Here is a 20,537-nt window from a genome sequence, read left to right on the forward strand (position 1 = left end):
TATAGATGATGGTAATGACAACAACCTTGATATATTCGTTGTGGCATTACTTGGCTTTCATCCTCAGTCTATGGAGAAAAAATAGAGGGTTCTACCTAATAACGGAACAAGCAACCCTGGTAATTTTGGTCTGGGTCACGAAGAATGATATTCGAATGAATATTTTGCGTTAAAGCGTGATATATCTAACAGCAACTAACAGCCCAATCAGTAAGGGATATAAATACCATGGACTATTTCATCACGGGGGGCAGCGGCTTTATCGGTCGCCGGCTGATTAAAAAAGTGCTGCAGCGCCCGAATAGCCGGGTGCATTTCTTGATGCGTGCCGCCCATCTCGATCGGGTACCCGATCTGCTGGCCTACTGGGGGGTTGAGGCGGATCGCGCCATCCCCGTGGTCGGCGACATGACCCACCCGCTGCTCGGAGTGGGCAGTGCCGAGCTGGAGCCCCTCATCGGCAAGATCGATCACTTCCTGCATCTCGCCGCCATCTACGATCTCAACGCCAAGGCGGGCATTCAACAGCAGGTCAATGCCGAAGGCACCCGTCAGGCCCTGCAACTGGCCGAGCGGCTCCAGGCCCGCTGCTTCCATCACTGCAGCTCCATCGCGGTGGCCGGTCTGTTCGACGGCCTGTTCCGGGAAGACATGTTCGATGAGGCCGAACACCTCGACATGCCCTATTTCCAGACCAAGCACGAAGCCGAAGGAATAGTGCGCAAGGAGAGCACGCTGCCCTGGCGCATCTATCGACCCGGTATCGTGGTCGGTGATGCCAACACCGGCGAGATGGACAAGGTGGACGGCCCCTACTACTTCTTCAAGACCATCCAGAAGCTGCGCCGCATGCTGCCGCCCTGGATGCCCGCCATCGGGGTCGAAGGGGGACGCATCAACCTGGTGCCGGTCAACTTCGTGGTGGATGCCATCGATCACATCGCCCACCTGGAAGGGGAGGACAACAAGGCGTTCCACCTGACCGATTCCCACCCCATGCGGGTCGGCGACATGCTGAGCACCTTCTCCCGCGCCGCCCATGCCCCTGAGCCGGCCATTCGCATCAATGCGGCCCTGTTCAGCTTCATTCCCCGCCATCTGATGACCATGCTGATGGCGCTGACGCCGGTGCGGCGCATTCGCGATGCCGCCATTGCCGATCTGGGGCTGCCCAAGGACATCTTCCGGCTCATCAACTATCCCACCCGCTTCGACAACCGCGAAACCCAGCGAGTACTGAAGGGGACCGGCATCGAAGTGCCGCCGCTGCACAGCTATGCCTGGCGACTGTGGGATTACTGGGAGCGTCACCTCGACCCCGAGCTGTTCATCGATCGTACCCTGCGCGGCCGGGTCGAGGGCAAGGTGGTGCTGATCACCGGTGCCACCTCCGGCATCGGCAAGGCCACGGCAAGAAAGCTGGCCGAGGCGGGGGCCAAGGTACTGACCATCGCCCGGGACGAGCACAAGATTGCCGAGACCCAGGCCGAGTTTGCCGAGCTGGGACTGACCCTGCAGGTCTATCAGGGGGATCTGGCCGATCTCGCCCAAGGGGAGGCGATCACCCGCCAGATCGTAGCCGAGCATGGCGGGGTGGACATCCTCATCAACAATGCCGGTCGCTCCATCCGCCGCGCCATCGAGGACTCCTTCGATCGCTTCCACGATCTGGAGCGCACCATGCAGCTCAACTACTTCGGCACCCTCAAGGTGATCATGGGGCTGCTGCCCACCATGATCGAGAAGAAGAAGGGCCACATCATCAACATCTCCTCCATCGGGGTACTGACCAATGCGCCGCGCTTCTCCGCCTACGTCGCCTCGAAATCGGCGCTCGATGCCTGGGTGCGCACCGCCGCCTCCGAGTTTGCCGACAAGGGAGTCAACTTCTCCATCATCAACATGCCGCTGGTGAAAACCCCCATGGTGGCACCCACCAAGGTGTATGAGCAGGTGCCCATGATGACGCCGGAAGAGGCCGCCGATCTGGTGTGCGACACCATAATCAACAAGCACGTGCGACTGGCTACCCGCCTCGGGGTGTTCGGCCAGGTGATCCATGCCCTGGCGCCGCGAGTGGCCCAGGTGATCATGAACACCAGCTTCCGCACCTTCTCCGACCCCAAGGAGGGCAACGAGTCCAAGGCCTCGGCGGATCAGATGGCGGTTTCCACCCTGATCAAGGGGATCCACTTCTAACGGTGATGACAACGAACTGAGGTACCAAAAACGGAAAGGGCCTGAACAATCAGGCCCTTTTCATTTGCGGCTGCGGGCGGGAGAGCAGGGTCAACAACAAGGCCGTGGTGCGGCGGGAGTAGAGCAAGGAGAGGTGACCAAGGGCGGCGAGCTCCACATCCTCCATGCCATCCAGTCGCTGGCGGGACTGAGGCAGCACGAAGTTGTCGTGGCTGGTGCGCACCGAGACTCCGGGCACGCTGAGCGGCACGGCGGCAAAGCGCTGCAACCAGCCGGAGCCGGGCTCCATCTCGCGGGCATTGTCGCCCAGTCCCAGGGTAGCCAGCTGGCTGCCCTGATGGGGGGTGGCCAGGGTGATGAGCTGCGCCACCTTGTCACCGCCCGCCACCGCCAGATAGTCGCGGCATACCAGGCCACCCATGCTGTGGCCGATCAGCACCAGCTGCGACGCACCGGTGGCGGCCAGTACCTCGTCGATGCGATTGGCCAAGAGCGGCACCATGTCGTCGAGATGGCCGAAGGGAGGGGTCAGGGTGACGGTCGCTACCGTGTAGCCGGCAGCTTCCAGCCGCGCCCGTTGCACCCGCCAGATGCCGCGACTGCAGCCATAGCCGTGGATCAGCAGCAGGGGCAGGGGGGAGGGCGTCAGCTTGTCTGGCGCCATCAGCCAGCGCTCGAACGGCAGCAACCAGGTGAAGGTCAGCAGGTAGGCGGCTATCTCTCGTCCCACCATGGGCAACCATGCTCGCCAACCGATGGCAGGCACCGGGTAGAAGCGGGAAAAGCCCCAGGTCAGCAGCACCACCAGGGTGCGCAGCCCCAACAGGGCCACCACCACGAACAGGATGGAGAGCGGTAGCGAGAGGCCAATGACCAGATGGGCGATGCCTCCAAGGAGCGTCACCTCAACCAGCAGCAGGATCAGTAGTTGCTTTGTGATCGTCATGACTCAATCATCCGACCAGTTTGGCATGGAAGTCAAATGACCCTTTCATCAATGTGATGGCAGGCGCGCAATCACCCGTCGGCGCGCCAATCAAAAACTTCTGCATGGGGTTATTTGCAATACTGTATATCCATACATATACTTGTGTTCACTATCAGAAGGAGGACGCCGCGATGGCCGTTGAGATCAAATATGTTGTGGTACGTGGGGGAGTGGAGAAGATGACCTTTGCCAGCAAGAAAGAGGCCGATGCCTATGACAAGCTGCTGGACACTGCCGATGAGTTGATGCATTTGCTGGCGGGCGCGCCCGTTCGCCTTGAACCGGATCAGCAAGAGAGCCTGGCCTTCTACCTGGCCGAGCAGCGCGATCTGCTGCAAAACGTGCTGCGCGGGGCCAAGGGGCAGGGGAGCGGCAAGTCGGAGCCGCAGGAAGAGCAGAGCGAGGCGGGCAAGCCAAAAGACAAATCCCTCAAGCGTGTAGCGTGAGGACGACACGGGGGAGGCTGCCCGTCACAGGATGAAAACAGCCTCAATTTATGCATTGATGAGAATTTTAAAGCATTTATATGGATGTTTACCCTGAGAATTTTCCAACCAATGTGCATATCCATTGAATAAATACACCATGCAGCATCAGCTGTTGATAGCGGTGCTGTTCGCTGTACAGCATCGACGTTCCAGTCCCACGTGATGCCGATAACCCCATTTATCGGCATCACCATCACACAGGCCCCGAGCCGAGTCTCTCATTCACAAGCATCATCATGACCACTATGTTACTTCCACCCGCCATGCCGCTGTTCGATGGTCTGGCCTACCTGGAGGCGGGCAACCCCCAGGTCAATCAATATCTTGCCAATCTCAGCCTCAACGATGTGCCCGATGCCGGGCTGGTCTACGAGCTCGCCGTCGACTGGCTGCTGGAGCAGCGCAACAGCGAGAACAACTACAAAACCTATCGCAGCGAGCTGACCACGTTTTTGCACTGGTGCTTCGGCGAAATGCGCATCAGCCCCAAGGATCTGACCCGGCGCATCATGATGCGCTATCTCGATTACTGTCAGGCGCCGCCGGCGGGCCTGATTGCCTATCGCAACGTTGCCCAGTTCGTGCTCGACAAGGAGTGGGGAGAACGATTGCCCAATCCCCAATGGCGACCCTTCCTTGGCAAGCGGGAGCTGGGGCGCGAGCTGCCGTACCGCCTCAGCGAACAGGCCATGAAGACCAAGCTCGCCATTCTTTCTGCCTTCTTCCAGTTCTTGATCCAGGAGGAGTACATGGACCGCAACCCGGCGCTGTTACTGCAACGAGTGAAGCGCTCAATGCAGCAGGAGCCGGACGACCATGGCCAGGCCTTCAGCGAGCTGCAGTGGTCCTATGTGATGCAGGCAGCCGACCTGCTGGCGGCCGAATCACCCGAGCAGCACGAGCGCAGCCGTTTCCTGATAAGCCTGATGTACGCCTGTTACCTGCGGATCTCGGAAGTGGCGGCAAGACCAGGGTTTACCCCCGTCATGGGGCAGTTCCGCCGCGATGGTAAAACCGGTGTCTGGGGCTATTTCATTCCCCGCAGCAAGGGTGGTAAGCGCCGCACCGTGGCGGTGTCCCATGCCTTGCTCGAGGCCCTCAAACGCTATCGGACGTTTCTCGGTCTCTCACCATTACCAGCACCCGATGAGCAGACTCCGCTGTTTGTGCGCCACAAGGCTGCGGCGCATGGCCGGGAACAAGGTGAGCTCAACGCCAACCTCGGGATCCGCCAGCTGCGTGACCTGGTGATGAGCATCATCCAGACCGCTGCCGATCTGGCAGAAAAAGATGGGTTTGTGCAGGACGGCGCCGAGATGCGCAACCTGACACCGCACTCCATTCGTCATACCGGCATCACCCACGACATCAATCTCAACGAACGGCCGTTATCACACGTGCAAGCCGATGCCGGCCACGACAGCATCGACACCACCTCCAAATACCTACACACCGGCAACAGCGAGCGCCACGAAAGTGCCAATCACAAACCGCTGGACCGGTTGCACGACTAGGCATTTAAAATGAGAGATAACGAAGAGACAAGTTCAGGAGCACGGCTGTGATGACCAGAGCTTTTGAACCAACATCATTCGGATTCTTCCACAACCCAATACCGCGCATAATGCCGTGTTTAGTTAAATGCCCATCTGAAACCTGCCGATAAGCCAACCCACGCAATTTTGCTGGTTTATCAGGTATTTACTTGGATGGAACGAGAGTTGACCAAAAACTTCATTTTTCGTTGGTTTGAATGCGGTTTATCGAAAGAGGAGACGGCAAATCTATGTTTCGTTTCTGTGAGACAGGTCACATATTGGGATAAGGGTACAGAGATCCCTCCTGTCTATAAACGGCTTATGCGGATGGCATCGGGTAGGGAGTTACCCACTATCTGGAAGCACTGGGAAGGCTGGAGAATGATGAATGATTGCCTTGTGTCACCCACCGGAGTGAGGTTCGACAGACGCAGGATAGAGGCACTTGCCATCATCCAGGTGGAGAGATCCGAACAGCAGATAGCTGCTTTCTACTGGAGGAAAAAGCTCGGGATAGGTTAATCACATGGGGGAGCACTCCCCCTTTTTTATGGCAAAAAATACCCAATCAGACCTATTTGCAAACCACTCCGTGTAGAGCGAGAATCAAGATACATCTTCTTGCCATCGGAGGTCATATGCCACTGAGATTCGAACATGGTGAGTTCGCAATAAAACCAATAACCCATCACCTGATCTCGTGCGAAATGAGCGGGACCTTCAACAAAGAGGGCATGAAAGCATGGGTTAATGGAATGAAATCCATGATTGAGCCCATCAAAAATGAACCTTTTGGACTGTTGATAGATGCCAGAGGCTACACAGGTGGCACTGGCGAAGCCCTTGAGATAGCAGAAGGCTTTCACCAATGGCTAAGACATACCAAGCTGGTAGCTCAAGGGCATGTCATATCCTCTCCAACCCTGTATTCGATATCATTAAGCCGAATCCCTTCACTGAAGCATCACGTTGTCAAAGACTTCCTTAGAATGGATGAAGCGCATGCTTGGATTACTGACAAGCTAGCAAGCTGAAGGTTGGTTCAACCGTTCCCCCGAGTGGGCCTAAGCCGAAAGCCTCAACCATCAAGAGCGGTCAAAAGGCAGAAGGTGTAGACGGCAGAGGTAGAATTCCCCCCGTATTACTACACGGGGGGGGAGGCAACACATAAGCCTTACTGCGGCAATGGCATAACAACCAGAATATGAATAACAAGAGAGTAAAGAAGAAAAATTGTTGCTATACCTCCTGTCACAATAGTAGACAGCAAGAAAAAAATCCAAAGCCGCCTATTTACAACATTAAAGTTATCAGTCTCTCTTTTTATCTTATCTAATGCCTGAACAGGTGTTAGCTTAGAATTACCCATCAACATAATAACTCTATTTAAATTAAGCGACCCAGATATCATTTTATATACTTCAAAAGATATAAAAGACAACAGGGAAAGTGTGATAAAAAAACCACATATATACAAATTCAAAGCACTCATTTTGGCACTTAAAGAGTTAAGCAAAGATAAGAAACCGGCAAACCCCGCAACTATAATTAGATTTGTATAATTAGATGAAGCCGATGAGGCCGCTGCATAAATCTCTTTAGTAACTTCGATTTGCCTAAGTGCTTCCTCATTAGCTGCTCTCTCAGCCATTTTTTGAAAAGCATTGCTCAGATTAACTTGATTGGTTGAAAGCTCCTTAATCGCATTGACAACTTCACGTTCAGCCATGTGATATCCCTCACAATTAATTATTGAAATATTATTCTGATTCAGTTTTTTCAGAAAAAGCATTTATCATTTTTGATAGCAAATACAGATTACCCCAAACAACGAGTAGCATAATCATATATGATAAAACTTCTAGACGATTTGTTTTTAAGACAAAATCGGCAAATATTTTAGCAAAGCTATAAAATTCATCCCTATATCCTGAAATGTTATCTCCAGCCATAATAATAATTAATGTAATGGCAAGAATTAGAACCAAATTAAAAGCAGCGGCAGCAATAAGATACGTTGAGTATTTTACGTAAAATCTGGGATGGGTTAGAGCTAATGCGGCCAAAAGTCCACAAATACCATAAAATGAGTCTTGGATTGATAACACGGCAACCTCATTCAATTAGAGAATAATGGTGCATATTCTATTGAAAAGAAACATGTATGGATAGCTATATGAATCCGCGAGATCTCTGAAGTCATTTCAAGCGCTGTCGCGTTCACTTACCTCGGTACAAGACAGCCTCAAAAGCCGGTTTAGCAGGGAAGGGGGGGTCACCGCCTCACAAGAGCATTCCAAAGAAGTTTCGGCGAGCCTACCACCTTCACGACAATGGGCCTCAGAGTGTCGCCTTATAGGGGCTCACGCCCCTGGGGTTCAGTGGCCGACCTGGAGAAAGGCGGCCACCGGCAGGAGAGGGGAGTCATGACCGGTCATCAGAATGGACTTGTTTGTTGTTGCCACCCGCAAAGAGGGTGGCATTGTATTTCCGGCGCAGGGCGTCCCCCTCGGGGTCACAGTACACGTCCACAGGCTGCCCCTGATACTTCACCACCGCATGGCATGCACTCATGGGATCCACCCTGGCGAGCTCGTCTGGCCAATCGTCCCTATCGAGCGGCTGCACCTCGTCCCCCTTGCGCAGCGAGAAGCAATACTCGACCCGATACTCGCCCAGGTGATCCTTGATCAGGACGTGACAGCTGATAATGAGCTGATGGCCGGCAAACGGCCCTATAGCAAGGACGCCAGCAGCAGACGCAGCAGGAGAGCCACCAGGACGTACATCAGCAGCGGGCGAAGCACCCACAGCCCCAGCAGCCGGAACAGCGGCAGAAGCGGTTTCAGCGGCCTTAGCAGGAGCATCAATATATTCAGGCTTGATGAAACCAAAGAATACGCAGAGTCCCCAAATCGCCAGAATAAACAGAATTTTAGGGTCTCGTAATATCGAGCTACCCGCGATTGTATCCGAGACCTTACCGGTTGTAGTCGAGTCATAAAGCTTGAAAACATACTTTGGCACCTTATTAAATGGCTTGGCTTGCAATACGTCATTCATGGACGTACCGGAGTTATCAGAGAGGTGAAGCACCGTCTTATATCGACCACCAATCCCCAATATCGCCATATTGGTATGGCGAATGGCCGTTTCGGCAGCAGCCCTGATTACCTGGTGCACCTTTTTGATGTTCGGGGTTGTAAATACAAAGTCCCAGTTATGGTGACGGTGCATATCAAAGGCCACGTCAATCGTCTCTGGCCGTCCATCGGCTTTGGCCACATCCGGCCCACCTGGATAATTCAGCCGGTCTAAATCACTCTGCCGCCAGGAAGGCGGAAATATCCGTTGCACCTCATCGACCAGGAAGAAAACCCCTTTGGGAGCCCAATGATAAAAGCGGGCGAGGTGATCGCGTCCTTCTTGGGATTCTGTCTCGATATAGGTTACCTGGAACTCGTCAGGCACTTCCTTGCCTAATACCTCTTTGCACCGTTCCGCAGTAAAGCCGCGAACATTGGTGACGATATGGCGACCTGCCTTGATGGCCGGTATCACATCGGTATGAATGGCCCCTGACGACTTATAGGAACCAGGGGCGCCATGATGGATTTTGATAGACATGGTTTACCACCCCAGCATATTCAGCAAGAAACGGGTCACAAAGGCTTGCGTCAATATCGACAGCCCTTTATCAACGTGCAAATAGAGCAAGATCCCCCTCATTTGAGAGGGCAGGTTATTGAAGGAGGCGGAGATTAGGTCGCTAAATTGCAGGTTAATCAGTATCTGCTTGGCAACGTCCCAGGAAAAAGTGAGTAGAAATATCTTGAACTCGACCCACTGAATCGCCAATTTAACCGCTATCCAGGCGGCAAACTGCACTGCCAGTTGATATATATCGTTGAAAAATCCATTAAAGAAATCACTCATCCATTCCATATATCACCTCTTAGCCACAATCATCAGCGCCAGAAAATAGAAGATGAACATCATGATGGCCGCTATCATTTCCCAATATCCTTCCACCTCTGGGCAGACGGAATAAGAGCGGCCAAACATCGAGAACATATCAAAACACTTGGGCACCGCCGCCGACCCGCTCAGGCTATATTGGAACATATCGACCATGTCATCTTTAATACCTTCATGGGTGTTCTTCAGTTGATCCTTGCGTTCCTGGAACTGCTTATTAATGGTTTCCAGGTCAAAGAAACAGTGCGCACCATCTTTACAGAGCTGGGATGTATATTCAGACCCTGCCACATGCAATGGATTTTGCGCAGAGCCTGGCATTTGCGCGTAATCAATCCCAGGGCCTTCATTGCCATTTCCAGTACCGCTGGAACCATCGCCACCATTTGTGCCGCCATTTTGCAGGGCCTCAGCAATAGCCTTAATATTGCGGTTCATTTCAATGCTATTGTTTCGCATATCCTGCATGGTGTAGGAATAAAGGTTGTGCATGTCGCTGGCTGATTCGTGCACGCGGCCTTTCATCGACTCGATGTCATATAGCATTGACCGCATAACCCCGTACATATGGTAGCCACCATAATTTTTGTCAAAGTCAGGTCCGAAGAAGTTATTCTGTAATTCTTTCAATGCTCGATATTCGCCAGTGCTCTGTCCAGGTCCATCTTGCGGATTTACAATGGCATTTTTAAGCCCAAGAAATTCATCGTAAAACTTATGCTCTAACGCTGTCTGCTCCCGAATACTGTTCTCCATGCCAACCTGACCATTATTGGTGGCCTTCATATAACGAAGAACATCATCCATTTTGACATTAATATTTTGTGCATTCCGATTAGCCCCCGCAGAGCTCGACATCAAGCTAGTAAAACCCGTTATCAACGTCTCATTCACATGGCGCAAGGCATCGGTGGTCATTTCCTGTTTGTCACCACCGACACGAATCCCGTTGGGCGGCAAATTGGGAACCACATCGCCATTGTTGCCGTTATTTCCATTGTTGCCATCACCATTGGGATCGCCATCAGAGCCGCCATCCCCATCGGATCCACCGCCCATAGAACACTCCTGGCCGGTACTCTCAATCGGCCCCATGGTGCCGGCAGAAGGGGATTGAATACAGATACCAGGACACGCGACAAAGCAGCCACCCAAAGAGGATGTTTCCCATTTCACGCAATACGGCAGCACAGTAGAGATCGGCAGGTTGGACAGGCGGATCCCGACAGGACAGCTCGCCGAAACCCCCAGTGGAAACAACAATAAAAGCCAAGCGATGCGCACAGTACCCCCAATAAAAAAGGCGACCGGAGCCGCCTTTGTGTCATATCGAAAACGATGATCTGTAGCCTTCAACAAAGAACAGGAACCACAGCGTTCCGATGAGCAAAGACATGCTTAGGCTTTGCGCATCAGGCTGATCAGGATGCCCACACCCACACAGGTGGCCACAACCAGCATCACCTTGGGAGAGGTTGCGGTCACGTCCGACTGGGTGGCGTCCAGGGCCTTGGCAGCGGCATCAGCAGCGGCTGTACCACCTTCGGCGAAGGCCGCACCGGTAGACAGGGAGCACACAGCAGCGATACAGCCATTACGGAAATAGTTTTTCATACTCGTTTATCCTCTTTTTGCACTTACGATGACACGGGCAATTGCGCCCAGTTTGAGGCCAGTGACCCAGATTAATAATCCAAAGCCAAAGGCCATCGACACAGTGGATACATCAAATTCAAACCAGCTCGATATATCCGTTAATTTGGCGTGTTCCTGGATAGTCAGGAGCACGTAATTACAAGAATCCCCCTCAGCTAAGCGGGCATATCCTTCAGAGGTAATATCTAGACAAAGCATTATCGCGCCCTCGTCGTCGCTCGCTGCGCGCTCTCGCTCCTCCTCCTCGCGGCGCGGTGGTTATACCGGTTGCTTTTTGGTGGGCTGGAAGCCGACAACCACGTTGCGGGTTGGATTCTGGGGATCCGCTTCCAGGACAAGATCCACCGCCACCAATTTCGGGCAGTCGGCCAGCTCTTTAATAGTGGCCGCATCGTTGCGCAGGGCTAATTGGCGCACTTCATAGCCCCAGGAGGTGATATTGCATTCCGGCTTGTTCACGTTATTAGCCGGTGCCAGGTATTCCACCTGGGCAAAGTCATAGGGAACCGGCGAGCCAGATTTACGGGACACACCATAGCCGTGAGTAACGCGGGTAACCAAAATACCAGTCAGCAGAGACATATTATTTATCCTTTGAAGAACCATTGTTAGGTCGAAAATAATGGCAGCTCGTCCAGGTCAGGAGGAACTGGCATTCTTAACCGCGCAGGAATATCGGTTTCTTCCAGGTGCGCTGTTAATTGGTTAACAATCTTCTCAGGGGATAGCCCCTCGATGTTTGCTAACCAATTGACAAGGCGACCGGCCATCCTGGACATATTAAATACGGCGTTGTCCCTGGACGTTTTGAATTTATTCTTAAAGGTGGTCACACGCACCGGTGTTATTTCTTCTTGGCAAACCGTATCCAGCCATTTGGCAAATTGCGGATACATCCCCGCGAAATAAGGGTCAGGGTTTACCAGGACATCCAGCGGAATGACTCTGTCTTTATTGTGTAATTCGCCTTCGGCGCGTACCCAATTCGGGAACTCGGCCGATTGCATCTGTTTGCCCTTTTCATATATCCGCGCGCACTTGCCGTTAATACGGCTGCCCACGTAGAAGGAGCAACCCTTGCTCGGCACCATGCCGAAACGCTTGGCGATGCCCTTGGCCACCTCGGTGATCACGAACTCGCCCGATTCAATCTTCATCCAGGAAGGCGCACGGCCACGCTGTGGGTGAAACTCGCCGGCTTCGGCGCCGGCTATCGCGCCCTGGTAAGTGATGTGTTTCCCGCTGTAGTCATCCAGGGCGAGATCCACCCGCGTGATACGCAGACCAGGCACGTGAGAGATAACAGAGTGCAAAGCCTGGAAATCGAGGGCCGCACAACCCACACCGGAAAAACTCACCATGCAGCCATGGTTAGCCGCACCCCAACCAATCAGCCCGCAGGGCATCCCGTCACACAGCAGGTCAGCCGAGTTGGCGTAACCGTGCAGACCGGAGCGGCGAGGGCGCATGGTGAAACGCGGCTCGGGAATGGGGACACCGATGCGGGTATTGAGTTCTTCCAGCCACAGCTCGATCTCGTTGCAGCAGAGGGCATCCAGGAACTGGACGCCGTAGCTGTCGATAAGGTCGTTATAGGCTTCCCAATACTTGGCACCCTCGACCACCTCGAACTGGGAGAACTTGAGCAGGTCAGCGCAGACGGCTTTGAGCTCCTGGCGCATGTCGGCGCGGGACCGGTACCCAGAGTGCAGGGCACGTTCCATCATGTCGGTCATGGAAGGCGTCAGCACCGGGGCAGGGGACTTGGGCAGCCCCTTGAGGCTCAACCGCTCAGTGGCCTTGTCAAACGTCCGTGCAGGGGCAGGGGACGCGGCGGCCTGCTGCAGGCGCTCGGCCTTGTCATAGAGGCGCTCAGTCACCTTGTCAAAGCGGGTGAGGGGAGCGAACCCGACAGGGCGCTTCCACAGGTAACGCAAGCCCTCAACCGGCTGGGCGGCAAAGGCGGCCTGAATCGCCTTGTTCTGGGTCTCGAAGCGGGGGATAGCCTTCAAGAGGGCACCTTGCTTGGCGAGCTCAGTCATCTGGCGCAGCTCGGTCGGGGCCCAGGTAAAGGAGAGATAGTCGATCAGGGTCTTCATATCTGCTTGTCCCCGTAGGTAACCGACAAGTAAAGCAGCGCAACCAGCAGGCAAAGAACCAGGAGCACAGCGAACTCGATAACCAACGACTCGACGCTCATATCCAGGTTGTCGCCGATAACGCTATTTATCGGCATCACGGAGCTATGACCAGTCATCGAAAAACACTCCCTGGTCATAGAAGCCTTGCCATGTGTCCTCGGTCACCTCGACCAGCTCAAAGGCGGTGTCGGGGTACGTCATGGACAGGTAGATCCGCATCTCGTGCAGGTCGCGGAACATCTCGACCTGACCGGCCACACAGGCGGAAACATCGCCGGTAGGCTCTGCTTGCCAGTAGACCTTGCGCTCGTTGAGCGCCGGCAGATCCTGGTTTTGTGGGCTACAGTGGGTCATAGGTCGGTCAGATTTATTATGAACTGACTGGATTGAATCAGAACTAAATCTAACTAACAACGGGTGACTTTTAGCCCTAATAGGTGTGTTATATGCCCAGTCGAAAAAGTCAGGAGACAGTCAAATGGACTCTAAAGCACTGATTCAGGCCTACATGAGAGCCAAAAACTTTAGCCAGTACCAGCAAGTCGCCGCAGAGCTAGGTTTTACCAAGTCGCACATCTCCAGCTTGACCACTGGCAAGGTGCAACTCACTGATGCCACTGCAAAAAGACTGGCCCAAGAAATCGGCCTGGACGTGCAGGAAGTCCTGTTAAGTCTGGCTGCCGTCAGAGAGACAGATCCAGAGCTGAAAAAGGCCTGGTACGACATCCTGGCGAAGTACACCAAAGGAGCAGGCACGGCTGTAGCCCTTGCGGCTGCGGTGTTTCTGACCCCTAGTCACGGGCATGACCTAACCGCGCATAATGTTCAGTATTTATGTTGAAAACTCGCCCCCCTGCGATAATCCCGCAGGGGCAGGGGGGTCCGTAGCCAGGCGTCTGTTTGCCTGGCGGAGGATTTTTAATATAAATCGCATTATGCGCGGTGGTCTGTGCACTCTCACCACCCACCACTAGGCGTCACCTCTATCATCTCTTCCTCACGTTCCTGTGAGAGAAAAATAGAGAAGAGGCCTAGAGCGCGATTTTTGGTAACAGTTACCATAAATGGTGCTATTCTGTTTTGGTCACCGTTACCAGAATGGATATCAGATGCGCGATCCCAACGACACCCAAACCAACGACCTCCTTCCAACTCCCCGTCGCCGTGGCCGCCCCAGCACGGGAACGGCGCTGACCCCAGCCCAAAAACAGGCCCGATACCGCGAACGGCAGCGGGTCCGCACCGTATCGGTCACATTCGGCCGCGAGGCGGTCGAGGCGCTGGAGTTGCATATTCGGGGGCTGGTCGGTGGTTATGAGGTTCCCATTCAACCTGAGCTGCTGCCCGGCCTGCTGGATTCGATCCTGGCTGCGACCCATACCCAGCTCCGCCCCGTCACCGAGTAGCTGACCGCAAGTAGGGCATCCGTTCGCCCTCCCGCGCCGGTCGGCCTGCCCAGCGGCAGAGAGCGCGACCCCGTAGGGGGCGGTTTTTTTGTTGTTGTGTGTCGTGTTGGGTCTGGGGGAGGGTCGGGTGGGAGCACTATAATCTCCCACCCAATTCTCACCGTGATAAATTCGATGTCGTTTGAAGCTCTTTTTTGAGCCTGTTTTAGGGTCTGTTTTGACCTGTAAAAATCGGTTGTGTCCCGTCTGACCCTGTGGCAGGATGATCGAGTCCCGTATTTTTATGCGGGGCGGTCAGTTCGAGACACATTCGTGTCTCAATCAAATCCTTCGGGATAGGACGCCTTCGGGCAATGCACCCCTTCAGGGGTAATGAAAAAAACTGTTGTTGGTCCGGCCTTGGCGCCGAGGCCGGATTTTTTTTCACTGCATTGCTCTCGGATAGGCGCATGGACCCGGTATCACAGAAAACCCCTCTCAGTACTGCCATCGAAACGGCTCTTGCGTCGTTCGTGACGTTCAACGATTTCGTCGAGCTCCGATTCTGGTTCCTGTTCGACCCACGCTGCTGTGTGGGCTCCTCCGATGCGGTTGAATCCGATGGCATCGTCAGCCTCTCCACCGAAAAAACTTTTGACGTCGATCTGAAAAGACTGGCCTCGTTGGTGCCTGGCCTGCGCCTGTGTGCAGAGGTCACGTTCCAGCCAGACGGGTCAGTGATCACTGACGACCTGAAAACCCCATTCGAATCCATCGAGTCCCATCTCGGCTCGATGGCAATCAAAATTTATCCTCGTGGCAATTCGCGTTTGGGGTTAGACCCCTACATATCCGCCAAAATCAATCCGACCAAAATCAGTTACGGTCGCAACGGTTTCAGCGACATCCGCACGCTCGGTCAGGCCCTCCCGGTCGCGATGTCCGCGTTTGTCCGTGGCTGCCCTGACCTGGCTGCGCTGGTCGATGTGGCTGGGTGTCAGGTCATGCGGGTCGACTCGACCTCCGGTGTGCACTGCGCCACCGTGGCCGACGTCAGCGCCCTGCTGAAACGCATCGGTCACGTGCAGATCGGGCACGTCCACGCCGCCGGTTCTACGGGCACCTACGCCGAGCGTGAGCAGAAGATCCTCGCTAAATCCGGCGACACCGTGTACGTCAACCCGCGCAGTGAGCATCAGCGCGGGGCAGCCTACGACAAGGGCGGCGAGGCCCGCGAGGAGCTCCGCCGCCTGACTCAGGAACTCCGCCGCGACCCCAGTAACGCCGCTCTGGCAGCTCGGGTCGAGGCCCTATCCGACCCCGAGTATCGGGCCTACTGCGAAAAACTGCTGCGCCTCGAGGCCCGCACGATGCGCCGCGGGCTGGTCGGTCAGCTCGAACGCCTGGGTATCACCGACTGGGACGGCACCGCCGTCGATCTCATGCGCTGCGAGCGCCAGCTCGCTGATGCCGGAACAAATTTTGTACACAGCCTCTGGGCACATGTTTGGCGCCCAGTCCTAACCGCACTCTGGGGAGACGCGTCTATGTCGCTCGCAAACGAGACTGAGCTCGAGCAGAAAATCACCGCCTATTACGAGGAGAATGCCGTTGGCCGTGCCCGCAGCATGGGCACGCGCCGCGCCCTCACGCATCTGAGATCGATCATCGATCGCGGCTGGGCAGCCTCCAAAAAATCCCCCCCTGCATCTCAGGCCACCTGGTACAGGACGATCGGCGAGCTCGTCGACGCTGGGATCTCGCTGGCAGCCCTCCAGTCCTGTGACGGGACCGCTGAGAGCCGCCTCGCGGCCGGTGTCGTCGTCTCTCTCCGGTCGGTGCTCGAGGTGCAGGCAGTCAGCTCCGCGCCAGCGTGGTTTAAACCAGCCAATCTGGACCGCTGGCTGGACGATCAGGATTTCATGGCTGTGCCGCACCGTCACCGCCGCGCCGTGGGCGACGGTCTGGTCGACTGCATCGGCTCCGACGATGGCCTCTGCGGTCCGGTCGATAATCGCCCCGATACCGATGCCGAAATTTTTGCATTCCTCGACCGATCGGCCGGTCACGGTCTGGGCTCCCACGCAGGGCTGTTCCCACCCGAGGTCGACTGGGATCGGATCGTCGTCCAGTCAGATGTGGCCGATCTCCGCGTTCCCGCCATACCCCGCCACCCGCAGTTGCGTCTGGTGTAAGGGATTTTATGACACTAATTTCAGTAACAGTTACCAAAAAGGACTCATCAGATGAATGACAAAACCCAACCCACTGTCGGCGCATCAGGCCTGTATCTGGTCGGTGAGGTCGCCGGGGTAAAACAGGACTCGTTCCGCAACGGCGATCAGCAGATAGTCCGCCACACAGCCGGATTCAGGGTGATCACGGTCGACGCCTACGGCGGGGAGACCAGCGAGCTGGTCGAGGTTCGTTTGTCTCAGGCCGCTGTGGACAGTGGCGTGCCGCGTCAGCTCGACGGGCTGCGCGGCCAGACCCTGAGCCTGCCGGTGTGGGTGCAGGCGTACACCGGCAAACGTGGGGCAGGGCATGCCCTCATGCTGGACACGAAACGACAAATTTTGGGGGTCTAATGGCCGCAATTGTCCCAAACGACCTCGGTCTGGTGTTACACGCGGTCCTGACGCACGTCGACCGTATCGAGCGCAGCACCCCCGATGCTGACCCATCCGTGCTTCTGATCCTGGAGGCAGAGGCCGATCTGTACGTGGTGCTCTGCCCTGAACGGTTTGCAGGTTCAGCTCAGGAGCAGCACCTGCAGCGGCTCGTCGGCACCCTGGTTGCACTGCCGGTCATCTCATCGCCAGCAGGGCTGATGCTGGCGGATTATCGTCTCAAAACAGCGAGCTCCGCGTGAGCGCGCTGGAGATCCTGCTCTCGCTGACGCCCGAGCAGGGTGTAGAACTGGCGGCCTCCGTGGCCGCCCTCTGGGGAACGGCCTGGGTTGTCCGGGTCGTCGCTAAAACGCTGAAATAAAAAATACAGGAGTCAAAAATGGAACAAACAGCCGATATCGGTGCACAGCTCGTCTCTGCCGCTACCTCTGCCATGTCCGGTGGAACCGGCGCCGTCGTGGGTGTCGGGGCGGTCATCCTCGGCCTGACCGCCGCAGTGAAACTGCTCCACGTCGTTAAATCGGCGCTGGGCCGCTAATCGACACAAGGCCCCGAAAGGGGCCTTTTTTATTGGTAACCGTTACCAAAATTGAGAGGGATTTTTCATGGGTTTGCTGGTTTTTTTCGCATTCGCGGGGGCACTATGGATCATTTTCGCCTGAAGCTGGTCGCCGTTCTGGTCGGCCTGACGCTGACAGCTCCGGCCTCTGCAGCCCTGACCGTGCCGTTCGTCGATGGACGGACCGGCACGATCGAGACGCTCAACCGGGTCGTCGACGGCAGGGCCTCCGCCCTGGTGCGCTGGACCGACTCCCTCGGGAACGTGCGCCGCAGCGCCGTGGCCCTACGACCAGTCGCTGCCCAGGGCGGTGCACTGGCCACGCGAATTTTGGGCGGGCGGCTGGTCGCCAGCGCGTCGATTGCCCTGCTGCTCGCCGAGGCGATGAGGGGATCCCTGACCCAGCTCTGGCCCGAGGTCCAGGTCGAAAACGGTGTGGCCATTCGGCCCAGCACGATGCCCGCCTGGCAGCTGTGCGAGAGCAATCTCGTCTCTGTCGCGGACGTCGGCGGGGTAAAACACAACTCGTATGCCTATTTGCCCTGTTACCAGTGGAGTAGTGCACCGACCCGACTGGTCCTGCGCCTGCCGCCCGCGTACCCGTGGAACCCTGACCCGACCTGGCTAAACCAGTACGGTGTCGGTTCGGACCAGCAGCGCGATGTCTGGATGATCGAGGCCAGTCAGCCACAACTGTCGGTGCGGGGGATGCGAGAGATCATCCGCCCGCAGCCTGAAAAACAGCTGGAGATGCCCGTCGTATCCACCCAGCTGACCCCCGAGGAGCTCACCCAGGGGCTGATGACCCCCGAGGTGATCGGCCCGCTGGCCATCAACGACGCGCTCCCTGCCGAGCTCTGGGAACCCCTCAATGTGGCGGATCTCGAACAGGATCCAGAGACCACTCAGCCGGGGGAGGGCGAGACCGAACTCCCGTCTGATGCGGGCATGAATGATGTCGATCGCAGCGTGATTGATGTTCGGACATGGTTCACCCCCGACAGCTGGGGCTGGCTGCCACGCAGCTGCAGTCTGCCCGGGCCGATCACCCCGATCGACCGGATCCCCGAATGGACGGTCGACTTCTCCCAGTACGAGCGTGATTTTTGTCCGCTCATCGGCGCCTACGTGGTGCCGGCATCCGACCTCACGGCGATCCTGATTTTTCTGTCCATCGTGCTGCGCGTGCGCACAGGGGGTGGCTGATGTGGGCTGCGCTGACGTCGACGGTTATCGGGTCAATCCTCGCCCGCGCCCTGCTGGCGCTGGGTGTGGGGATCGTCAGCATGATCGGGTTCTCCGAACTGCTCACGTTGGCCATGAACCGAATCCAGGGCCTGTTCGGCGCCATTCCCGTCGACCTGCTGGGGCTGATGGGGTACATGCACGCGGACGTGCCCATTTCTGCCTGGTTTGCCGGTCAGGCGGCGGCGCTCGCCCTGTCCGCAGCAACCCGGTTCCTGCCCAAATAACGGGTTACCGTTACCTAAATGTCGGAGATAACAGATTGATCACCCTCATCACCGGCACGCCAGGCGCCGGAAAAACCCTGCGCTGTGTGGAGCTCCTCGCAGAGCTGCGCAACGATGACGATCCGAAAACCCGGTCCAGACTGATTTTCTCGAACGTCAACGACCTCGCACCAGAAATCGGCGCCGTGTCTGAGTTCGATCCTCTGCGCTGGATGGACCTGCCCGAGGGCAGCCTGATCGTCGTGGACGAATGCCAGGATTTCTGGCCATCACGGCCCTCAGGGTCGAAACGTCCAGAATCGGTGGCTGCTCTTAACACCCACAGACATAGGGGGGTCGATTTCATCCTGTTGACCCAACACCCAGGGCTGATTGACCAGGACATCCGGGCCCTGGTGGGACGGCATCTGCATGCGTATCGCCCCCGGGCACAGGAGCATTCAGTCTGGTATGAGTGGTCGTACTGCGAGGCGGCATGCCAACCGAAGCTCAAGCCGATCCCAGAAAAGCGAAAATTCAATAAACAGATTTTTTCACTGTACAAATCCACAGTTGAGAACACGCACAAACCCCAGTCGTGGTGGCCAGTCATCAAAAAAGCGGTCCTTCCGTTGGGGGCTATGGTCGGTGGCGTGGCACTGATGGTTGCCTCGTTCTCTGGGATGGCAGCCAAAAATGAACAGGACAAACCGACGCCGGTCGTCCAGGTGGATGCGGGGCAGGGGACCGAATTGCCGCTCTACCAGGAACCCTCCGGCGCTGCGCCAACCCTGACCCCTGCGGCACCCGCAACGCCCTCGCTGCCGGTGCTGGCCTACCACGGTTGGCAACGATATGCCGGGAAAACCGATCTACTGCTCTGCCAGGAGGATGCCGACGGACGCTGTGAGGTCTCGCTGACCTGGGCTGATGTGCAGCACTGGAGAGAGGAGGGGGGGCATATCGTCGTTATGGGTGGTCCGAACGGACCAGATCTCTGGCTCATCACTGACCGCTCGTTATGGGTGGATGCGCTAGAGCAGGGGATCCAGCTTGCTCAGCGCTGACGACACACAACCCGGGCGCCGTAGGCGCCAGCGCCAGCGACAGGGCGGCGGCCGCTTGCGGGCGACGGGCTGGCGAATGGCGATAACCTCCATTAGGTTCCATAAGTTGATTTCTAGGGTCCTTAAGTTGATTCCTGCCTCGAACCAACTTCGTAACTTTTCACCCTGCATTGATGCCGATACTCCATTAATCGGCGACGGTGGTTCAGTAACTTTTCGCCCTGCTCGTAGCGCCACACACGATGAACTACGAGCCAGCTGAAGTTGATCCCATCCGACCCGGTAAGCAATCTTTTACCCCCCGAACAAGTAATACGGGGGGAATTCAATCCTCACATAGTCGATACAGCAAAGGGGCAGGGGGGTTATCTCTTACAAGGTAGTTTTTTGTCAGTAAGGGCTTGGTTTGCAAGCAACAGCCCCAATATCCGTATGGAGCATGGTGCTCAAACGAAAA

The 20,537-nt window shown here is 56.0% G+C and carries 25 protein-coding genes; 15 read left to right on the forward strand and 10 right to left on the reverse strand.

Annotated features, from left to right (window positions below; genetic code table 11):
• Window positions 1-228 precede the first annotated feature (228 nt).
• Window positions 229-2,199: an SDR family oxidoreductase gene (locus tag ACB032_RS05905; protein WP_371137552.1), complete on the forward strand. Its 1,971-nt coding sequence runs from the start codon at window positions 229-231 to the stop codon at window positions 2,197-2,199.
• Window positions 2,200-2,248: 49 nt separating this feature from the next.
• Here ACB032_RS05905 and ACB032_RS05910 read toward each other — a convergent pair whose 3' ends face one another.
• Window positions 2,249-3,145 (reverse strand): esterase/lipase family protein, encoded by an 897-nt coding sequence (locus ACB032_RS05910; protein ID WP_371137553.1) that lies wholly within the window; start codon window positions 3,143-3,145, stop codon window positions 2,249-2,251.
• Between the two features lie 173 nt (window positions 3,146-3,318).
• On the opposite strand from ACB032_RS05910, the gene ACB032_RS05915 reads away from it, so the two are divergent.
• The 4 genes from ACB032_RS05915 to ACB032_RS05930 all read left to right on the forward strand — a co-directional run bounded on the left by ACB032_RS05915 (window position 3,319) and on the right by ACB032_RS05930 (window position 6,247).
• On the forward strand, window positions 3,319-3,633 hold the full coding sequence (locus tag ACB032_RS05915) for a YebG family protein (RefSeq protein WP_043122939.1): 315 nt from the start codon (window positions 3,319-3,321) through the stop codon (window positions 3,631-3,633).
• 278 nt (window positions 3,634-3,911) lie between these two features.
• A complete protein-coding gene (locus ACB032_RS05920) occupies window positions 3,912-5,189 on the forward strand; it encodes a tyrosine-type recombinase/integrase (protein ID WP_371137554.1) in 1,278 nt (425 codons plus the stop codon).
• A gap of 351 nt (window positions 5,190-5,540) precedes the next feature.
• Window positions 5,541-5,735 carry a phage protein gene (locus ACB032_RS05925; protein WP_265342902.1) on the forward strand — a complete coding sequence of 65 codons (195 nt, stop codon included), beginning with the start codon at window positions 5,541-5,543 and terminating at the stop codon, window positions 5,733-5,735.
• A 212-nt stretch (window positions 5,736-5,947) separates the two neighbouring features.
• Complete coding sequence (locus ACB032_RS05930) at window positions 5,948-6,247, forward strand: hypothetical protein (protein ID WP_139392274.1); 300 nt, start codon at window positions 5,948-5,950, stop codon at window positions 6,245-6,247.
• A gap of 140 nt (window positions 6,248-6,387) precedes the next feature.
• Here ACB032_RS05930 and ACB032_RS05935 read toward each other — a convergent pair whose 3' ends face one another.
• The 9 genes from ACB032_RS05935 to ACB032_RS05975 form a co-directional block, all read right to left on the reverse strand.
• Window positions 6,388-6,942 carry a hypothetical protein gene (locus ACB032_RS05935; protein ID WP_371137555.1) on the reverse strand — a complete coding sequence of 185 codons (555 nt, stop codon included), beginning with the start codon at window positions 6,940-6,942 and terminating at the stop codon, window positions 6,388-6,390.
• 31 nt (window positions 6,943-6,973) lie between these two features.
• Window positions 6,974-7,321 carry a hypothetical protein gene (locus tag ACB032_RS05940; protein WP_371137556.1) on the reverse strand — a complete coding sequence of 116 codons (348 nt, stop codon included), beginning with the start codon at window positions 7,319-7,321 and terminating at the stop codon, window positions 6,974-6,976.
• Between the two features lie 316 nt (window positions 7,322-7,637).
• Entirely contained in the window at window positions 7,638-8,840 is a 1,203-nt protein-coding gene (locus ACB032_RS05945) for a zonular occludens toxin family protein (protein ID WP_371137557.1), read from the reverse strand.
• A 3-nt stretch (window positions 8,841-8,843) separates the two neighbouring features.
• Window positions 8,844-9,158 carry a DUF2523 family protein gene (locus ACB032_RS05950; protein WP_017408439.1) on the reverse strand — a complete coding sequence of 105 codons (315 nt, stop codon included), beginning with the start codon at window positions 9,156-9,158 and terminating at the stop codon, window positions 8,844-8,846.
• A 3-nt stretch (window positions 9,159-9,161) separates the two neighbouring features.
• Complete coding sequence (locus ACB032_RS05955) at window positions 9,162-10,550, reverse strand: hypothetical protein (protein WP_234030831.1); 1,389 nt, start codon at window positions 10,548-10,550, stop codon at window positions 9,162-9,164.
• Between the two features lie 39 nt (window positions 10,551-10,589).
• On the reverse strand, window positions 10,590-10,805 hold the full coding sequence (locus tag ACB032_RS05960) for a hypothetical protein (protein WP_017408442.1): 216 nt from the start codon (window positions 10,803-10,805) through the stop codon (window positions 10,590-10,592).
• A 300-nt stretch (window positions 10,806-11,105) separates the two neighbouring features.
• Window positions 11,106-11,429, reverse strand: a complete 324-nt coding sequence (locus tag ACB032_RS05965) for a hypothetical protein (protein ID WP_017408443.1) — start codon at window positions 11,427-11,429, stop codon at window positions 11,106-11,108.
• Between the two features lie 26 nt (window positions 11,430-11,455).
• On the reverse strand, window positions 11,456-12,946 hold the full coding sequence (locus ACB032_RS05970; RefSeq protein WP_371137558.1) for a replication initiation factor domain-containing protein: 1,491 nt from the start codon (window positions 12,944-12,946) through the stop codon (window positions 11,456-11,458).
• Window positions 12,947-13,090: 144 nt separating this feature from the next.
• Complete coding sequence (locus ACB032_RS05975) at window positions 13,091-13,342, reverse strand: hypothetical protein (protein ID WP_029300906.1); 252 nt, start codon at window positions 13,340-13,342, stop codon at window positions 13,091-13,093.
• 124 nt (window positions 13,343-13,466) lie between these two features.
• Between ACB032_RS05975 and ACB032_RS05980 the strand changes: the two genes are divergently transcribed.
• The 10 genes from ACB032_RS05980 to ACB032_RS06025 all read left to right on the forward strand — a co-directional run bounded on the left by ACB032_RS05980 (window position 13,467) and on the right by ACB032_RS06025 (window position 20,080).
• The gene (locus ACB032_RS05980) at window positions 13,467-13,829 is read left to right on the forward strand and encodes a helix-turn-helix domain-containing protein (RefSeq protein ID WP_371137559.1); all 363 of its coding nucleotides are present in this window, start codon (window positions 13,467-13,469) and stop codon (window positions 13,827-13,829) included.
• A 268-nt stretch (window positions 13,830-14,097) separates the two neighbouring features.
• Entirely contained in the window at window positions 14,098-14,394 is a 297-nt protein-coding gene (locus ACB032_RS05985; RefSeq protein ID WP_268038663.1) for a hypothetical protein, read from the forward strand.
• Between the two features lie 449 nt (window positions 14,395-14,843).
• On the forward strand, window positions 14,844-16,568 hold the full coding sequence (locus ACB032_RS05990) for a phage/plasmid replication protein, II/X family (RefSeq protein ID WP_268038664.1): 1,725 nt from the start codon (window positions 14,844-14,846) through the stop codon (window positions 16,566-16,568).
• 51 nt (window positions 16,569-16,619) lie between these two features.
• A complete protein-coding gene (locus tag ACB032_RS05995) occupies window positions 16,620-16,961 on the forward strand; it encodes a DNA-binding protein (RefSeq protein ID WP_268038665.1) in 342 nt (113 codons plus the stop codon).
• Window positions 16,961-17,245: a hypothetical protein gene (locus ACB032_RS06000; RefSeq protein ID WP_268038666.1), complete on the forward strand. Its 285-nt coding sequence runs from the start codon at window positions 16,961-16,963 to the stop codon at window positions 17,243-17,245. Before ACB032_RS05995 ends, ACB032_RS06000 begins: the two co-directional genes overlap by 1 nt.
• The gene (locus ACB032_RS06005) at window positions 17,242-17,364 is read left to right on the forward strand and encodes a hypothetical protein (RefSeq protein WP_268038667.1); all 123 of its coding nucleotides are present in this window, start codon (window positions 17,242-17,244) and stop codon (window positions 17,362-17,364) included. The genes ACB032_RS06000 and ACB032_RS06005 overlap by 4 nt, the downstream gene beginning before the upstream one ends.
• Before the next feature lie 18 nt (window positions 17,365-17,382).
• Entirely contained in the window at window positions 17,383-17,541 is a 159-nt protein-coding gene (locus tag ACB032_RS06010) for a hypothetical protein (protein ID WP_153810816.1), read from the forward strand.
• Window positions 17,542-17,646: 105 nt separating this feature from the next.
• Window positions 17,647-18,768: a hypothetical protein gene (locus tag ACB032_RS06015; protein WP_268038668.1), complete on the forward strand. Its 1,122-nt coding sequence runs from the start codon at window positions 17,647-17,649 to the stop codon at window positions 18,766-18,768.
• Window positions 18,768-19,034: a DUF2523 family protein gene (locus tag ACB032_RS06020; protein WP_268038669.1), complete on the forward strand. Its 267-nt coding sequence runs from the start codon at window positions 18,768-18,770 to the stop codon at window positions 19,032-19,034. Before ACB032_RS06015 ends, ACB032_RS06020 begins: the two co-directional genes overlap by 1 nt.
• A 35-nt stretch (window positions 19,035-19,069) precedes the next feature.
• A complete protein-coding gene (locus ACB032_RS06025) occupies window positions 19,070-20,080 on the forward strand; it encodes a zonular occludens toxin domain-containing protein (RefSeq protein ID WP_268038670.1) in 1,011 nt (336 codons plus the stop codon).
• Window positions 20,081-20,537 lie beyond the last annotated feature (457 nt).

The organism is Aeromonas sp. S5(2024) (assembly GCF_041403025.1).
In the GTDB taxonomy this organism is placed as follows: domain Bacteria; phylum Pseudomonadota; class Gammaproteobacteria; order Enterobacterales; family Aeromonadaceae; genus Aeromonas; species Aeromonas hydrophila.

Excerpts from the sequence above, each read along its gene's own strand:
- ACB032_RS05905 (WP_371137552.1), top strand. The coding sequence starts at position 229 with ATGGACTATTTCATCACGGGGGGCAGCGGCTTTATCGGTCGCCGGCTG.
- ACB032_RS05910 (WP_371137553.1), bottom strand. The coding sequence starts at position 3,145 with ATGACGATCACAAAGCAACTACTGATCCTGCTGCTGGTTGAGGTGACG.
- ACB032_RS05915 (WP_043122939.1), top strand. The coding sequence starts at position 3,319 with ATGGCCGTTGAGATCAAATATGTTGTGGTACGTGGGGGAGTGGAGAAG.
- ACB032_RS05920 (WP_371137554.1), top strand. The coding sequence starts at position 3,912 with ATGACCACTATGTTACTTCCACCCGCCATGCCGCTGTTCGATGGTCTG.
- ACB032_RS05925 (WP_265342902.1), top strand. The coding sequence starts at position 5,541 with ATGGCATCGGGTAGGGAGTTACCCACTATCTGGAAGCACTGGGAAGGC.
- ACB032_RS05930 (WP_139392274.1), top strand. The coding sequence starts at position 5,948 with ATGAAAGCATGGGTTAATGGAATGAAATCCATGATTGAGCCCATCAAA.
- ACB032_RS05935 (WP_371137555.1), bottom strand. The coding sequence starts at position 6,942 with ATGGCTGAACGTGAAGTTGTCAATGCGATTAAGGAGCTTTCAACCAAT.
- ACB032_RS05945 (WP_371137557.1), bottom strand. The coding sequence starts at position 8,840 with ATGTCTATCAAAATCCATCATGGCGCCCCTGGTTCCTATAAGTCGTCA.
- ACB032_RS05950 (WP_017408439.1), bottom strand. The coding sequence starts at position 9,158 with ATGGAATGGATGAGTGATTTCTTTAATGGATTTTTCAACGATATATAT.
- ACB032_RS05960 (WP_017408442.1), bottom strand. The coding sequence starts at position 10,805 with ATGAAAAACTATTTCCGTAATGGCTGTATCGCTGCTGTGTGCTCCCTG.
- ACB032_RS05965 (WP_017408443.1), bottom strand. The coding sequence starts at position 11,429 with ATGTCTCTGCTGACTGGTATTTTGGTTACCCGCGTTACTCACGGCTAT.
- ACB032_RS05970 (WP_371137558.1), bottom strand. The coding sequence starts at position 12,946 with ATGAAGACCCTGATCGACTATCTCTCCTTTACCTGGGCCCCGACCGAG.
- ACB032_RS05975 (WP_029300906.1), bottom strand. The coding sequence starts at position 13,342 with ATGACCCACTGTAGCCCACAAAACCAGGATCTGCCGGCGCTCAACGAG.
- ACB032_RS05980 (WP_371137559.1), top strand. The coding sequence starts at position 13,467 with ATGGACTCTAAAGCACTGATTCAGGCCTACATGAGAGCCAAAAACTTT.
- ACB032_RS05985 (WP_268038663.1), top strand. The coding sequence starts at position 14,098 with ATGCGCGATCCCAACGACACCCAAACCAACGACCTCCTTCCAACTCCC.
- ACB032_RS05990 (WP_268038664.1), top strand. The coding sequence starts at position 14,844 with ATGGACCCGGTATCACAGAAAACCCCTCTCAGTACTGCCATCGAAACG.
- ACB032_RS05995 (WP_268038665.1), top strand. The coding sequence starts at position 16,620 with ATGAATGACAAAACCCAACCCACTGTCGGCGCATCAGGCCTGTATCTG.
- ACB032_RS06000 (WP_268038666.1), top strand. The coding sequence starts at position 16,961 with ATGGCCGCAATTGTCCCAAACGACCTCGGTCTGGTGTTACACGCGGTC.
- ACB032_RS06010 (WP_153810816.1), top strand. The coding sequence starts at position 17,383 with ATGGAACAAACAGCCGATATCGGTGCACAGCTCGTCTCTGCCGCTACC.
- ACB032_RS06015 (WP_268038668.1), top strand. The coding sequence starts at position 17,647 with ATGGATCATTTTCGCCTGAAGCTGGTCGCCGTTCTGGTCGGCCTGACG.
- ACB032_RS06020 (WP_268038669.1), top strand. The coding sequence starts at position 18,768 with ATGTGGGCTGCGCTGACGTCGACGGTTATCGGGTCAATCCTCGCCCGC.